Here is a 14,487-nt window from a genome sequence, read left to right on the forward strand (position 1 = left end):
GAGTTATTGCGACAGAGCAGCAGCTCTGCGGCGACGCTTCCGCCGGACCACCACGAACACCAGCAAGGCAAACAGAACCACAGCAATGAGGGCCCCGAGTGCCGTGGCACCACGGAAGCCAGGCGCGCTGGTGTCGAGGGTGCGTTCACCGGCATGAGCGGCGTTGCTGGTTCCGAGAACGATCGTGAGCGTCAACAGGTTCGGGATGGCCGTGACGACGGCCAAGATGACCGAGCCGATCGCCAATTGCTTTCCTGCCCTGCCCTTGCGGACCGACCATGCGCTCCAGAAGAACACCAGCGGCGCGAAGGTGCAGACGATGCCGAAGAGCAGGCCCCACAGAATGCCCTTGGTGAACGTGCGGTCGGCCAGGGTCTCCACCCGCAGACTCCACCAGCGCGGCAGAAAAGCAGCGAGGATGAAATACGCGACAAGCAGAAGCACGATGCCCGCTCCGACGAGAATGCCCCGCCTCTTCCAGTTCGCCGAGCTGGTCGACGGTGCGGGCGTGGTCGGATCGGCAGTCATGCCGACAATCGTAGAGCCTGCACAGCAGTGCCCCGGTCGTGTCGAGACCCGATCGTTAACTGAAAAGGTCCGCGAAGACGAAAACTAGCTCCGGCGGGCCGAGATTTCGACCAGCGGGCTCTTGCCGGATTCGCGTCCCTCGGAAGCAGTGCGATACGGCCACAGAGCTCGTGCCAGTAGACCGACCGACAGTCCGATCCACATCCACGCCAGATCGCGTTGTAGGAACGCGAGTGCTGCACCGACAAGCGTGAGCACGGAGCCGATCCCAATCGAGCTGCACCGTGTTGAGCGCATCGGCCGCCGAACGAGAATCCTCGACCTCGAAGACGGACGAGACTTCCGAGCGAACTGCCGCAGGACCGCCTGAGCGCCGTCGATACCGGCCGGACCGACAACCCCGCGATGCCTGACGACTCGAGCGGCCGAGACCTCACACCCCTTATGCCGACCGATCACCCCTGGTCTGACCCGGGTTCGACTGATCGGTCGGGAGAAAGGGTGTGAAGTTACCCGAACAGCTAGGGAATCAAGACGAACTTCCCGCGAGGGTGTGCCGTCTGCAGTTCGGCGTGCGCCCTGGCGACGTCATCGAGTGGGAAGGTCTTGGCGACAGTCACCTCGAACACCCCCGCACCCGCCTGCTCCAGCAGCACCGGCGACGCGAGGCGTCGACGCTCCATGCTCGCCGGCCCACCGACGGTCGAAAACCCGTCTGCCGAGGCCCGACCGAAGGCTGCCGTCGTCACCAATCTTGCTCGATCCGTGAGCAATTCGAGAGACACGTCGATGGCCTCGTCGGCGCCCACCGTGTCGATGGCTGCGTCGATGCCGTTCGGTGCGGCCGCCCGCACGCGGTCCAGTAATCCGTCGCCGTACTCGACCGGATCGACTCCGAAGGCACGCAGCGCTTCGTGATTCTGAGCGCGAGCAGTCCCGATGACCTTTGCACCGCGTTCCAGAGCGAGCTGAGCCACCACGGACCCGACGCCGCCCGCAGCCCCGTGCACGAGCACCGTGTCGCCGCTCTTCACGCCGACGGATTCCAGTGCGTCGTAGGCTGTTCCGGCAACGGCCAGCACCCCGGCGGCGACGTCCCAATCCAGATTCGCCGGCTTCGGGAACACGAAGCGCGCGGGCGCGACAATCTTCTCGGTGTACGTGCCGTTCACGCCGGAGACGATCACCTCGTCGCCGACGGCTATCGAACCGCCCGGGCCCTCGACAGCGCCGCCGACTGCCACTACGATTCCGGACGCCTCACTGCCCAGGGCGATCGGGAGCTTCGATTCGTCGGTGCCGAACGCACCGCTGTAGCTCTTGAAGTCGAAGGGATTGACTCCGATCGCCTTCAGCTCGACCAGAACCTCGCCCTCGGAGGGTTCGGGTAATTCTCGTTCGACGATCTCGATGACTTCCGGACCACCGTAGGACGCTGCAACTGCTGCTTTTGTCATGCAAAGCACAACGACCGACACGGTGGAGAATGTTCCGGTCAGACCCTCATTGTCCGACGACTCAGACGGCCACGGACAGCTGGTTTCGTCCGTCCCGCTCCAGGACCGAACCTGCGCGGCGAAGAACGGCACTCGGCTCGGTCAGGTTCGCGCGCTCGACCCAATAGTCGATTGTTTCCCGGCCTGCCTCGAACTGCGCGAGCATCTCCAGACACAGCCATGACACGACCGAGAAGTCCGGCTCAGCACCATCGAGCCCTGTCATTGCCACTTCTTCTACCACCGAGAGCAGCGCACGATCGGTCTCGAAACAACTCCGATCGAGCCATGCCGCAGCACGACGAAGAAGTGCCCAATCCGACTGGGGCACAGCTTCGGTCGCCGACTGCCTGCACAATTCTGCCGTCGCGGCAAGCACATCCACAACCGGACTCGACACCGCACCGTCCAATTCGACGAGCAAGCCTCGCTCCGAATCGATCATGTCTGCCATGTAGTGCCAGCGGACGGGAATTGCCGCGCCTTCGGGCCACAACTCCGTCATCCCGAACTGAAGTCGGGCGATCAGTTCCCTCGGTGAACTGCACGAAGCGGCGAAGCGAAAAGCGTCGTTCATGTCGATCATCCCCACTGGGTCAACACTCAGCCAACGGACACCGGCTCGGTATCGAGCTCGGGAGGTGCTGCAATGCAGTGGCGTCTGTCGCCGAACAAGCAACGCTGCTGTGGTCGTTACGTCTGCCTTGCCCGTTATTGAACGCCGTGACCAGCGCACGCGCGACTCGGCGTTACCGGAAATCGACAACGTCACAATTCCGAGGGCAAGCCATCCACCTCACAGCCAGGACACCATGAATTGCAGGGACTACTCCGACGAAAACCCAGAAGACGTTCTCCACTCATTGGACGATCCCGGAGATGCAGGAGACGAAGACCACGACAACCCGTACCAGCGTCAGGGCACAGCCCTGCCTGCAGCACGTATATCTCCGGCATCGATTCTTCAGGCACGCGCCTCCCAGACCAGTCGATCTCCTTCGACGTAGGGCTGATACCGGCTCCAGCCCGTCAACCGCATCGACATAGTCGTATTTCGCTCGAGCGCGAACACCAGATCTTCCAACATCGCACTCAGCGATCGCCAGATCGGAGGCCGCCGCGCCACGTCCGCATCCGGCCACAAGTTGACGCAGCCGTGAAGCGGACCGGAACGCGCATCGACGAACAAGGTGTCGGCATCGTCGTTGGCGAAAGGAATGAACCCAGGAAGCATTGCGCCAGCAGCTGTTCCGGCCGGTTTGGCCATCTCGGCTTCTATGTCGATCCGACGTCCGAACGCAAGGTTCCTGTTGGCTTCGACCCAGAACTCGTGCCGCTTCTCGACCTGCGCAACAGGCATCAGCTCGAACTGTGGGGGCAGAAGCAGCATTCCTCGGCGGTGGTCTGCTCGCTCGACGCATCGGTACAGCTCTCGAAGTTCCGTGGGCCACCGGCATGTCGAAGCCTCGGCGGCTTCGATTGCCTCGTCGGTCGCACCGAAGTACTCGACGCCCAGGTTTGCAGTCAGTATCGAAGACAATCGACCCCATTGGCGTGTAACCGAACTCGGACGAGTCGCCTTGATCAATCGCTTGACCTCGGCTGCGCCGTAACCCGGCCATAGATTCTCGATCTCGGCGGGATCGAGGTCGGCCTTTGTCACACGGTCAGTATGCCGAACCACGACCGAACTTCACTGTCGCCATGTCCCATCCGTCCTCGAATCACGCTGATTCGAAGCGTTGTGCGCACTCGGGAATCCGGTGACGATCGGACGATGTCGAGGAACAGCACGATTGCCATGATCGAGCGCGGAATCTCCCCTGCCGTCGAATCCTGGGACTGGCAGGTCGATGCACTGTGCCGCGGACAGGACTCGGAGATCTTCTTCTCCCCGTCCGGCGAAGGGCGTTCCGCACGCCGCGCACGGGAGGATCGTGCGAAGCAAGTATGCGCGGGCTGCGGGGTCATCGAGGCATGCCGGCGATTCGCACTGGCCGCCAACGAACCCTTCGGCGTCTGGGGTGGCACCACGGCCCGCGAGCGACAACAGCACCGAGCCAACTCCCGACGTGCCGAAGAACTGCGGGCGAGTTAGTAGCAGGAGTGAAGCCGGCGGAGCGACCCGATAGTCCAGGAGTGAAGCCGGCGGAGCGACCCGATAGTTCACAATGGAAGGGTGAGCGAAACCGAGAAGCCTCAGCAGTGGACGTATCTGATGGACATGGACGGCGTTCTGGTTCACGAGGATCATCTGATTCCCGGTGCCGACACGTTCCTCGCCGAGTTGCAGGCCAACGAGATTCCGTTCATCGTGTTGACGAACAATTCGATTCGTACCCCTCGTGACCTGCGCGCACGTCTCGCATTCACCGGTCTGGACATTCCGGAGAAGTCGATCTGGACCTCCGCTCTCGCGACCGCGACGTTCCTCGGCAATCAGCGACCCGGCGGCAGCGCCTACGTCGTCGGCGAGTCGGGTCTGACGACGGCCCTGCACGACATCGGCTACACCCTCACCGATTCGAGCCCCGACTATGTGGTGCTCGGCGAGACTCGGACCTACTCGTTCGAGGCCATCACCACCGCCATCCGCCTCGTCGAGAAGGGTTCGCGCTTCATCGCCACCAACCCCGACGCCACCGGACCGTCCCGTGAGGGCTCGCTGCCTGCGACCGGTTCGGTTGCCGCGCTGATCACCAAGGCCACCGGTAAGGAGCCGTACTACGTGGGCAAGCCCAACGCGTTGATGATGCGTTCGGCGCTGCGTGCGATCGGTGGCCATTCCGAGAACACGCTGATGATCGGCGACCGGATGGACACCGATGTGCTCTCCGGTCTCGAAGCCGGGCTGCAGACCATCCTGGTTCTCACCGGCATCTCGACGGTCCAGTCCGTGGAGCAGTATCCGTACCGCCCGACCAAAGTCCTCGATTCCGTCGCAGACCTGGTGGGCCGCACGCAGAACCCGTTCTGATGACACTCGAATTCGTACTCTCCCGGCAGGATCACCACGTTGTCGGGCGGGGTGTCCGGCACGCTTTTCCCGATATCGCCGACGCGGTGGCCGCGGTGCGAGACGGCCGAAACGTCGTCGGCGCAATCCCTTTCGACATGTCCGACGCCACCGCGCTGATCGAGCCGGAGGAGTTCTACCGCCTCGACGGGCCGTGGGCGACGGTCGATGCTCTCCCGCCATTGCCGACCGTGACCGTTGCGCGGCAGATTCCCGATCCGAGCGTTCACGTGCAGCGAGTCCGGGATGTCGTCGAGCAATTGAAAGCCGGTGTGGCCGAGAAGATCGTGCTGGCGCGGGCCATCGAGGTGTCAGCGGAGTCGCCGATCAACCCTGTCTCGGTGTTGAGCGCGCTGGTCTCCCGCGATCCGATGGGCAACGGTTTTCTGGCCGACCTGTCCCCCGCCGCGCCTGCCGGTCGACACATCGTCGGTTCGAGTCCGGAACTGTTGGTTCGCAAGCGCGGCAACATCGTCAGCTGCCATCCGTTCGCGGGAACGGCTGCGCGTTCGACCGACCCCGACGAGGAAGCGCGCATCTCCGCGGCGTTGGCGGCGAGTGCGAAGGATCAGGCCGAACATCGCTTCGTCGTCGACGAGATCAGGGCTGCGTTGACGCCGTTCTGCGAGACGCTCGAGGTGCCCGAGTCGCCGCAGCTCAGCAGCACTCCGCAGCTGTGGCACCTGTCGACGCCCATCGTCGGGACGCTGGCCGATCCCGCGACCTCGGCACTCGACCTGGCGCTTGCGCTGCACCCCACCGCCGCCGTCGCCGGTGTGCCCCGAGCTGCGGCGATGGACACCATCGACAGCGTCGAGGGGTCCCGCGGCTTCTACGCCGGGGCCGTCGGATGGACCGATGGCAGCGGTGACGGCGAGTGGATGGTCACCATTCGCTGCGTCGAACTTTCGGCCGACGGCCTGACCGGAACGGCTACCGCCGGCGGGGGCATCGTCGCGGATTCGGATCCCGACGCCGAACTCGACGAAACCACAGCGAAATTCAGAACCGTGCTCAGCGTCTTCGACCGCTGATTCGATCCGGGCCGCACAACATCTACGCCCCGCGCAGAAATCCACGCCCGCCGAACGGGGTGTGGATCTCCACGCGGGGCGTGGATTCGTCCGCTGAACCAGTTACTTCAGCGCCTGGTCCAGATCTCCGATCAGATCCTCGGTATCCTCGAGGCCGATGGAAATGCGCACGACGCCGTCGGTGATGCCCACTGCCGCACGACCTTCCGGACCCATCGCGCGATGCGTGGTGGTCGCCGGGTGGGTGATCAGCGACTTCGAGTCACCCAGGTTGTTCGAGATGTCCACGATGCGCAACGCGTCGAGCACCTCGAAGGCACGCTTCTTGGCCTCGCCCTCGGGAGCATCGAGCTCGAACGTGACGACGGTGCCGCCGCCCGACATCTGCGACTTCGCCAGCTCGTACTGCGGATGTGACTGCAGGAAAGGATATTTCACCCAACGCACCGCAGGGTGAGCTTCGAGGAACTCGGCGATCTGCAGCGCGGAGTTCACCGAATGTCGCACTCGCACCGGCATCGTCTCGAGTCCCTTGAGCAGCGTCCACGCGTTGAACGGGCTCAGCGCCGGACCGGTGTGCCGCATCAGGGTCTGCACCGGACCGTCGATGTACTCCTTCGATCCGAGGATCGCACCGCCCAGCACCCGCCCCTGACCGTCGATGTGCTTGGTACCGGAGTACACCACCACGTCGGCACCGAGTTCGAGGCTGCGCTGCAACAGCGGCGTCGCGAACACGTTGTCCAGCACCACAGTTGCACCGGCCGCATGAGCCATCTCGGAGACGCGTCGAACATCGACCAACGACTGCATCGGGTTGGACGGAGTCTCGAAGAACACCGCCGTCGTCGGCACCGACAGGGCCTGCTCCCACTGCTCGAGGTCCTCGCCGTCGACGAAGACGGTCTCGACGCCCCAGCGCGGCAGGATTTCGTTGCAGACCACGAAGCACGAGCCGAAAAGGCTACGCGCAGCAACCAATCGGTCACCGGCCTTCAACAGCGCACCCAGCGCGGTGAACACCGCCGACATTCCACTCGAAGTACCGAAGCACGCCTCGGCACCCTCGATCAGGCGCAGTCGCTCCTCGAACATCTTGACCGTCGGGTTGCCGTAGCGCGAGTACACGAAATGATCGATGTCTCCGGTGAACGCCTGCTCGGCGGCTCCGGCACTCTCGTACACGAAACCCGAAGAGAGATAGAGAGCTTCGGCATTCTCGTCGAAGCCCGATCGCATCAGACCGCCGCGAACGCCGAGCGTTCCCAGACCCACACCCTCGGGTAACGGCTTGTCGAAACCCCCGCCTTTGGGAATGTTCGTCACGACTGCCTCCAGGGCAACCCGACCGCACGCCACCCCGTGGCTCCGCGGTGGCCGTCGGCGTCGGTGGCACCTTCGAAACCGTCGAGCACGTTGTAGGACGGGCCGATTCCCGCAGCGGTCGCGGCTTCGGCGGCACCGATGGATCGCTGACCGGAGCGGCACAGGAACACCACCGGCCGATCGCCGTCCACGCCTGCGGCTTTCAGGTCGTCGACGAAGTTGGCATTGCGGGCACCGTCGGGAAAGCTGACCCACTCGATCAGGTGCGTCGGGCGGTCGATGCCGGAGGTGTCCGGGACACCGACGTACTGCCACTCGGCGCGCGTCCGAACATCCACGAGCACTGCTTCGGGGTTGCTCTGCAACAACTCCCAGGCAGCTTCCGGGGTTATGTCACCTGCGTAGGTCACTTGATCAGCCTTCCGTCACTCGCTGTTTCGACATCACACACGTACCGGTCAGACATTGCACACCAGCCACTTGTCGTCCACACGGACGAAATTCCACACGTTGTCGGTCTGCACTCCGGATTTCTCTTCCTTCAGCGGGACCGTGACCATTCCGCGGTCGCCGTTGACCTGGTACTCGGTCGGCACGCCGTCGATGGACGTCTCGCCGTTGCGCTCGACCTCGCCTGCCCGATCGGTTCGGTACTGCGCGTCGTCACCCGGAATCAGGCGCTCGACCTGATCGAAGCAGGTGTTCTGACGCAGCAGGTCCGCGTTACCGGTGTTCTGCGCTTCGAGGAACCCGTCGAGGCTGTCGGTGAGCAACTGGGCCTGCGTCACGTTGTCCTCCGCGGGAGCGAACTTCGAGGCCGCGAAGATGCCGCCGAGCAAGACGACGACGATGCCCACAGCGATGAAGAACGGCCACGCGTTGGGCGGACGCTGCTCACCGGACTCGGCAGCCGCCTCGGATGCGTTGTTGCGCGCTTCCTCACGACTGTCGACCCACTGCTGCCTACGTTCACTCCACGACGCCATGAAGCCAATCTTCCTCGATCCGACGGGTCCGCGTTCAGCTGGGGCCTCTCAGTGAGAGGGGCCGACGGGGATGTCTCCACGCAACGTGATGCGGTGCATCTTGCGGTGCTCGGTGCCGTAGTCGCGGTTGGCGTAGTGCGAGGTGCTGCGGTTGTCCCACAGCACCAGGTCGCCCAGCCGCCAGCGGTGCCGCACGATGTGCTCGGGTTTGGTCAGGTGCGCGTAGAGCAGATCCAGGATCCCGCGACTCTCGGCCTCCGACACACCCACGATGTGGGAGGTGAAACCCGGATTGACGAACAACCCCTTGCGGCCGGTTTCCGGATGGACCCGCACGACGGGATGTTCGACGGGGACCAGCGCGGTGACTTCCTTGCCGTCCCACACGTTGCCTTTTCCGCCGCGCTTCTGCGCGAGGTAGTAGCCGAATTCACGGTTGCCGTCGTGAATTGCCGTGAGCCCGTCGATCATTCGACGCACGGGTGCGGACAGCGATTCGTAGGCGAGCTGGCTGTCGGCCCAGTTGGTGTCGCCGCCATGAGGTGGCAGGACGACGGGCCGCAGGATCGAACCCATCGGCGGACGTTCCATGAACGTGACGTCGGTGTGCCAGACGTCGGCGAATCCGTTGTCCTGACTGTCGAGCGCGTAGACCTCGGGGGCGACGTGGCCGCTGTCGTGCACCGGGTGGCCTGCCGTCAGGTCGCCGAGCCTGCGACCGAATTCGACGTGTGCAGCGTCGTCGAGCGTTTGCCCGCGCAGCACCAGAACCTTGTGCTCGACGAGGGCTCGGCGCACGGCGTGAATCTGCGCATCGGACGCCGCGGCGACATCGAGGCCGATGACCTCGGCACCGAACGACGGGCCGAGCTTGTCGACAGTGAGCGTTGAGGTCTGTTCCAGAGTGGTCATGTGTCCTCGAATCTGTGCACGGCCGGGCGCTGATCTTCGGCAACGCTGCCGTCGAGAGAGGGGTCCCGTCCTGCTGGAGGAGGGGAAGGGCGTCGGGTCTTGTCACCGACAACACATGTTGGTGCAGGTACGACAGAAGTCGACGGTGAACCGCCGGACCAGGTATGTCGTCTCCACAGAGCAATTCCTACCGGAAACCGGGAAATCCGGCAAGTTGCCCACTGCCCCAGCTCAGGTTGTCCTTAATTTATGCTGGGGTGTCCGCACTTCCCTCGAAGAAGGTAGCTCGCTGCACATGACTGATCAGACTCGTCCACTCCGCGTCGCCATCGTCGGTGCCGGACCGGCAGGCATCTACGCCGCCGACGCGCTCATGAAGTCCGACCACAATGTCAGCGGACCGGGCGTCAGCATCGACCTCTTCGAGCGCATGCCCGCGCCGTTCGGGCTCATCCGCTACGGCGTGGCCCCCGACCACCCACGCATCAAGGGCATCATCACCGCCCTGCACAAGGTGCTCGACAAGCCCCAGGTCCGCCTGCTCGGCAACATCGACTACGGCACCGACATCACCCTCGACGACCTGCGCCGCTTCTACGACGCCGTCATCTTCTCCACCGGAGCCAACGCCGACCGCGCACTCAACATCCCCGGCATCGACCTCGACGGCAGCTACGGCGCCGCCGACTTCGTCTCCTGGTACGACGGCCACCCCGACGTCCCGCGCACCTGGCCCCTCGACGCCGAGAAAGTCGCCGTCCTCGGCGTCGGCAACGTCGCCCTCGACGTCGCACGCGTCCTCGCCAAAACCGGCGACGAACTGCTCCCCACCGAAATCCCCGCCAACGTCTACGAAGGCCTCAAAGCCAACAAGGCCATCGAAGTACACGTCTTCGGACGCCGCGGACCGGCACAGGCCAAGTTCACCCCACTCGAACTCCGCGAACTCGACCACTCCCCCAACATCGAGGTCATCGTCGCCCCCGAGGACATCGACTACGACGAAGGCTCCGAACAAGCCCGCCGCAGCTCCAAGCAAATCGACATGGTCGCCAACACCCTGCAGGACTGGGCCATCCGCGACGTCGGCAAACGCCCACACAAACTGTTCCTGCACTTCTTCGAATCCCCCCACGAAGTCCTCGGAGACAACGGCAAGGTCGTCGGCCTCCGCACCGAACGCACCGAACTCGACGGCACCGGCAACGTCACGGGCACCGGCAAATACAACGACTGGGACGTCCAAGCCGTCTACCGCGCCGTCGGCTACCTCAGCCAGAACATCAGCCAACTCCCCTTCGACGAGCAAGCAGGCACCATCCCCAACGAAGCCGGACGCGTCGTCGAATCCCCCTCGTCCACCACACCCGTCCCCGCCACCTACGTCACCGGCTGGATCAAACGCGGACCCGTCGGCCTCATCGGCCACACCAAAGGCGACGCCAACGAAACCGTCGCCAACCTGCTCGAAGACGCGCCGACCTTCGCCGGTGCGGCCGAGCCCGATCTCGACGCCGTCACCTCGTTCCTCGAAAACAAGCAGGTCCCCTTCACCACCTGGGACGGCTGGTACCGCCTCGACGCCCACGAACGCTCACTCGGCGAACCCGAAGGCCGCGAACGCGTCAAAGTCGTCGAACGCGAGGACATGCTGAAGGCATCCGAGCCCGACAAGGCCTAGAGCGGCTGCGCCGCATGTGAATGGAACTTCGTAGCAGGAGTCGAAGTTCCGTTCACATGCGCGGAGCGCTCTATACCCGCACTGCCAGCAGCTTTCCCTCGGTCTCGATCTTGCGCTGATGCTCGTTGAAGTCCGGTGCAGCGCAGACGAACAGCGTGCGACCGTCGGATCCGCCGAGTCCGCAGGCGAAGACCCCGAGATCGAAATCGAGCTGCTGAAGAATCTCCCCGCCCGGTGCTACGTGCAGCACTCGCTGCCCCAGCGCGTCGGCGATCCACATCGTGCCGTCGGTGTCGATGCAGCAACCGTCGGCCGCCACCTTCACCTCGCTCATGGCCGTGGCCATGTCCGTCGACGACGGCAACTCACCGAATTTCGCCCAGTCGCGCCGCTCCCCCAGCGACCCGTCCTCGGCGATGTCGAAGGCACTGACTCGGTTGCCGACCGTCTCGTCGACGAGCAGTTCGCCCGACGCCGTAAAGGCCATCCCGTTGGGGAAGTACAGATCCGACGCCACCACGTGCGCGGAACCGTCCTGATCGACGCGAATCAGATCGGCCGTCTCCACGGGCGCGAAGTTCATCAGATCGAACCCGAAGTTACCGATGTACGCGCGGCCCTGCGCGTCGACGAGCATGTCGTTGAGATTCGCCTTCACGTACGTCGACAGATCGGCGTGCACGGTCAGCGAGCCGTCGTGCTCACGCAGTAGCAGCTTGTAGTCGCGCATCGACACGATCAGCAGCCGCCCGTCGGGCAACCATCCCAGGCCCGACGGCTGATTGGGTACTTCGGCTTCGACTCGTACGTCGGAGCCGTCCTCGAGGGCGGACACGACGCGATGGGAGTAGAAGTCCGATACCCAGATCCTCCCCTCGTGCCAGCGTGGACATTCGAAATAGGTGTATCCGTCGAGAACGACAGTGGTCTCCGGTTTCATGTTTCGAATTCAAACACCGCGAACGGTGGCCGCGACGCCGAATGGGTGAGCTGGCATGCTGGGGGCCGTGTTCGACGCCCACCTACACATCATCGACCCGAAGTTTCCGCTCATCGAGAACCACGGTTTCCTGCCCGATCCGTACACCGTCTCGAACTACCTGTACGACGTCGACGGGCTCGGTATCACCGGCGGCGCAGTGGTCACGGGGTCGTTCCAGGGCACCGATCAAAGTTTTCTGCTCGCTGCGTTGGAGACTCTGGGACGCGGCTGGGTCGGCGTCACTCAGATCGATCCGGAATGTTCCGACGAGGACATCGTCGCACTGAACGACGCGGGCGTGCGGGGAATGCGGTTCAATCTCAAACGCGGCGAGACGGATCTGCAGATGCTCACCGTTCAGGCGCGTCGTGTCCACGATCTGGTGGGGTGGCACGCCGAGCTGTACGTCGATGCGTCCCTGCTGCTCTCGCTCGAACCCGTCCTCGCGAAACTGCCGGCGGTGAGCATCGATCACTTGGGACTCTCGACACAGGGTCTGCCGTACCTGCTCGATCTCGTCGACCGCGGAGTACGCGTCAAGGCAACGGGATTCGGCCGGGTCGATCTCGATATCGCCGACACCCTGCAGCAGATTCACCGGGTCAATCCCGCGGCGTTGATGTTCGGCACCGATCTACCGGGCACCCGCGCCCCACGCCCGTTCTCGGCGAACGACATCGACATCATTTCTCACGCCGTCGGCGGCGATCTCCCGGCGGTGCTCGACGGCAACGCCCGGGCCTGGTATCGGGTCCCTTGACCTAGACGAACACCGCGCCGCCGAGCCACACCGCCGAGGCGAGCAGGGCACCGAACAGTTCCACCAGAATGGACAGACCAGCGGCCTTGGTGGCGTGCACGGTGGATCTCCATGCCTCGGAATGGTTTCGGTGTCTCGGCACTTCCGCCACGTAGACGCCGGCGATGAAGCCGACGAACAGGCCGAGGACGGGGATGACGAAGAATCCGACGATGCCGAGCAGTCCGCCGATCATCAGCGATCGCGTCGGCACACCCGCCTCCCGCATGCGCCGCCCGGGCCAGGTGTATTTCACGACGCCGCTGATCACCAGCAGCACCGTCGCGATCGCGAAGACCGTCCACGCTGCGGCTCCGCCGGTGACCCACGCCCACACTGCGACGGCCCCGAAGATCAGGATGGTGCCCGGCAGAATCGGGACGACGATACCGACGAGGCCGACCAGAATCACCAGGCCGACTAGGACTTCTCCGAGCGCACTCATGAGCTCAGTGTGCCCTGTGTCCGGTCAGACGACGGGACGAACCTTGCCCGCTGCCTCGCGTGCCCGGCTCCGTGCGGTGTCGATATCCGACGCCGTCGACACCGCCACTCCCATCCGACGCCGGACGAAACTCGTCGGCTTGCCGAACAGACGAAGATCGGTCTCGGGAACCGCCAACGCGTCGGCGACGCCGTCGAAGTGAATGCCGTCCGCGTCGACGCCGCCGTAGATCACCGCCGACGCACCGGGCGAGAGCAGCGTCGTGTCGATCGGCAGACCCAGAACGGCCCTGGCATGCAGCTCGAACTCCGAGAACCGTTGCGTGCGCAGCGTCACCAGGCCCGTATCGTGCGGCCGCGGACTGACCTCGGAGAAGTAGACGTTGTCGCCCTGCACGAACAGTTCGACGCCGAACAACCCGCGTCCACCCAGGGCCGTCGTGATCCGCTCGGCAACATCGCGCGCACCGGCCAGGGCCGCGTCGGACATCGGTTGGGGTTGCCAGGATTCGATGTAGTCGCCGGATTCCTGCAGGTGCCCGATCGGCTCGCAGAACGAGGTTCCGTTCGCCGCTCGGACGGTGAGAAGTGTTATCTCGTAATCGAAATCGACGAATCCCTCGACGATGACACGACCGAGGTCGACGCGGCCGCCCTTCAGCGCGTACTCCCACGCCGCCTCGACATCGGCCTCGCTGCGAACGACGGACTGACCCTTGCCCGACGACGACATGACGGGCTTGATGACTGCAGGAAAGCCGATGGTGGACAGCGCTTCTCGCACGTCTTCCAGTGAATCGGCGAACGCATAGGGGGACGTCGGCAGCCCGAGCTCCTCGGCCGCGAGACGTCTGATGCCCTCACGGTTCATGGTCAGCTGAGTCGCGCGAGCCGTCGGGATCACGACCGTCCTGCCCCGCGCTTCCACCTCGGCCAGGGCATCGGTGGCGATGGCCTCGATCTCCGGCACCACGAAGTCCGGCTGCTGCGAATCGATCAGCGCCAGTAGCTCTTCGGGGTTGCTCATGTCGATCGTGAACGCGTGATGGGCCACCTGGTGACCGGGGGCGTTGTCGTAGCGATCGACGGCAATCACCTCGACGCCGAGGCGCTGGAACGCGATGATCACCTCTTTGCCCAGCTCACCCGAGCCGAGCAACATCACCCGGGTGGCCCCGGGAGTGAGCGGAGTACCGATGCGGACGGGATCTGGGGCAGTCACAGCCCTATTATCCACACCCCGATCAGTTGGACGACCTAGTACAAGTTAGTCTCCATTCACA

Annotated in this window: 17 protein-coding genes; 5 read left to right on the forward strand and 12 right to left on the reverse strand. The window is 64.3% G+C overall.

Annotation, left to right across the window (positions count from 1 at the left end; genetic code table 11):
* Positions 1-3: 3 nt before the first annotated feature.
* From AB0362_RS09515 to AB0362_RS09535, 5 genes are all read right to left on the reverse strand, one after another.
* Positions 4-528, reverse strand: coding sequence for a permease (locus tag AB0362_RS09515; RefSeq protein ID WP_317809677.1), 525 nt, complete (start codon positions 526-528; stop codon positions 4-6).
* Between the two features lie 84 nt (positions 529-612).
* Entirely contained in the window at positions 613-786 is a 174-nt protein-coding gene (locus AB0362_RS09520; protein ID WP_317785469.1) for a hypothetical protein, read from the reverse strand.
* A gap of 263 nt (positions 787-1,049) precedes the next feature.
* Positions 1,050-1,985, reverse strand: coding sequence for an NADP-dependent oxidoreductase (locus tag AB0362_RS09525; RefSeq protein WP_317809676.1), 936 nt, complete (start codon positions 1,983-1,985; stop codon positions 1,050-1,052).
* 61 nt (positions 1,986-2,046) lie between these two features.
* A complete protein-coding gene (locus AB0362_RS09530; RefSeq protein WP_317809674.1) occupies positions 2,047-2,601 on the reverse strand; it encodes a hypothetical protein in 555 nt (184 codons plus the stop codon).
* Positions 2,602-2,988: 387 nt separating this feature from the next.
* A complete protein-coding gene (locus AB0362_RS09535) occupies positions 2,989-3,687 on the reverse strand; it encodes an SMI1/KNR4 family protein (RefSeq protein WP_317533938.1) in 699 nt (232 codons plus the stop codon).
* A gap of 114 nt (positions 3,688-3,801) precedes the next feature.
* Between AB0362_RS09535 and AB0362_RS09540 the strand changes: the two genes are divergently transcribed.
* The 3 genes from AB0362_RS09540 to AB0362_RS09550 all read left to right on the forward strand — a co-directional run bounded on the left by AB0362_RS09540 (position 3,802) and on the right by AB0362_RS09550 (position 6,074).
* Positions 3,802-4,122, forward strand: coding sequence for a WhiB family transcriptional regulator (locus AB0362_RS09540; protein ID WP_317533937.1), 321 nt, complete (start codon positions 3,802-3,804; stop codon positions 4,120-4,122).
* A gap of 120 nt (positions 4,123-4,242) precedes the next feature.
* Positions 4,243-5,001 carry an HAD-IIA family hydrolase gene (locus AB0362_RS09545; protein ID WP_068053998.1) on the forward strand — a complete coding sequence of 253 codons (759 nt, stop codon included), beginning with the start codon at positions 4,243-4,245 and terminating at the stop codon, positions 4,999-5,001.
* On the forward strand, positions 5,001-6,074 hold the full coding sequence (locus AB0362_RS09550; RefSeq protein WP_317533936.1) for an isochorismate synthase: 1,074 nt from the start codon (positions 5,001-5,003) through the stop codon (positions 6,072-6,074). Before AB0362_RS09545 ends, AB0362_RS09550 begins: the two co-directional genes overlap by 1 nt.
* Before the next feature lie 102 nt (positions 6,075-6,176).
* Here the strand turns inward: AB0362_RS09550 and AB0362_RS09555 are convergent, their stop codons facing one another.
* The 4 genes from AB0362_RS09555 to AB0362_RS09570 are packed head-to-tail and all read right to left on the reverse strand — an operon-like array spanning position 6,177 to position 9,298.
* Positions 6,177-7,400, reverse strand: a complete 1,224-nt coding sequence (locus AB0362_RS09555) for an O-succinylhomoserine sulfhydrylase (RefSeq protein WP_317533935.1) — start codon at positions 7,398-7,400, stop codon at positions 6,177-6,179.
* Positions 7,397-7,810, reverse strand: coding sequence for a rhodanese-like domain-containing protein (locus AB0362_RS09560; protein WP_068053994.1), 414 nt, complete (start codon positions 7,808-7,810; stop codon positions 7,397-7,399). The genes AB0362_RS09555 and AB0362_RS09560 overlap by 4 nt, the downstream gene beginning before the upstream one ends.
* A gap of 48 nt (positions 7,811-7,858) precedes the next feature.
* On the reverse strand, positions 7,859-8,386 hold the full coding sequence (locus tag AB0362_RS09565; RefSeq protein ID WP_317533934.1) for a hypothetical protein: 528 nt from the start codon (positions 8,384-8,386) through the stop codon (positions 7,859-7,861).
* Between the two features lie 48 nt (positions 8,387-8,434).
* Entirely contained in the window at positions 8,435-9,298 is an 864-nt protein-coding gene (locus AB0362_RS09570) for a TauD/TfdA family dioxygenase (RefSeq protein WP_317533933.1), read from the reverse strand.
* 295 nt (positions 9,299-9,593) lie between these two features.
* Here AB0362_RS09570 and AB0362_RS09575 point away from each other — a divergent pair, with 295 nt between their 5' ends.
* Positions 9,594-10,979: an FAD-dependent oxidoreductase gene (locus tag AB0362_RS09575; protein ID WP_317533932.1), complete on the forward strand. Its 1,386-nt coding sequence runs from the start codon at positions 9,594-9,596 to the stop codon at positions 10,977-10,979.
* A 70-nt stretch (positions 10,980-11,049) separates the two neighbouring features.
* Here AB0362_RS09575 and AB0362_RS09580 read toward each other — a convergent pair whose 3' ends face one another.
* Positions 11,050-11,919, reverse strand: a complete 870-nt coding sequence (locus tag AB0362_RS09580; protein ID WP_317533931.1) for an SMP-30/gluconolactonase/LRE family protein — start codon at positions 11,917-11,919, stop codon at positions 11,050-11,052.
* Between the two features lie 55 nt (positions 11,920-11,974).
* Here AB0362_RS09580 and AB0362_RS09585 point away from each other — a divergent pair, with 55 nt between their 5' ends.
* Entirely contained in the window at positions 11,975-12,721 is a 747-nt protein-coding gene (locus tag AB0362_RS09585) for an amidohydrolase family protein (protein WP_068053980.1), read from the forward strand.
* A 1-nt stretch (position 12,722) separates the two neighbouring features.
* Here the strand turns inward: AB0362_RS09585 and AB0362_RS09590 are convergent, their stop codons facing one another.
* Both AB0362_RS09590 and purT read right to left on the reverse strand, forming a co-directional pair.
* Positions 12,723-13,205 carry a DUF456 domain-containing protein gene (locus AB0362_RS09590; RefSeq protein WP_068053977.1) on the reverse strand — a complete coding sequence of 161 codons (483 nt, stop codon included), beginning with the start codon at positions 13,203-13,205 and terminating at the stop codon, positions 12,723-12,725.
* Positions 13,206-13,229: 24 nt separating this feature from the next.
* On the reverse strand, positions 13,230-14,426 hold the full coding sequence (purT, locus tag AB0362_RS09595; RefSeq protein ID WP_317809670.1) for a formate-dependent phosphoribosylglycinamide formyltransferase: 1,197 nt from the start codon (positions 14,424-14,426) through the stop codon (positions 13,230-13,232).
* Positions 14,427-14,487: the final 61 nt, after the last annotated feature.

The organism is Rhodococcus sp. NPDC079359, assembly GCF_040702585.1.
Taxonomy (GTDB): domain Bacteria; phylum Actinomycetota; class Actinomycetes; order Mycobacteriales; family Mycobacteriaceae; genus Rhodococcoides.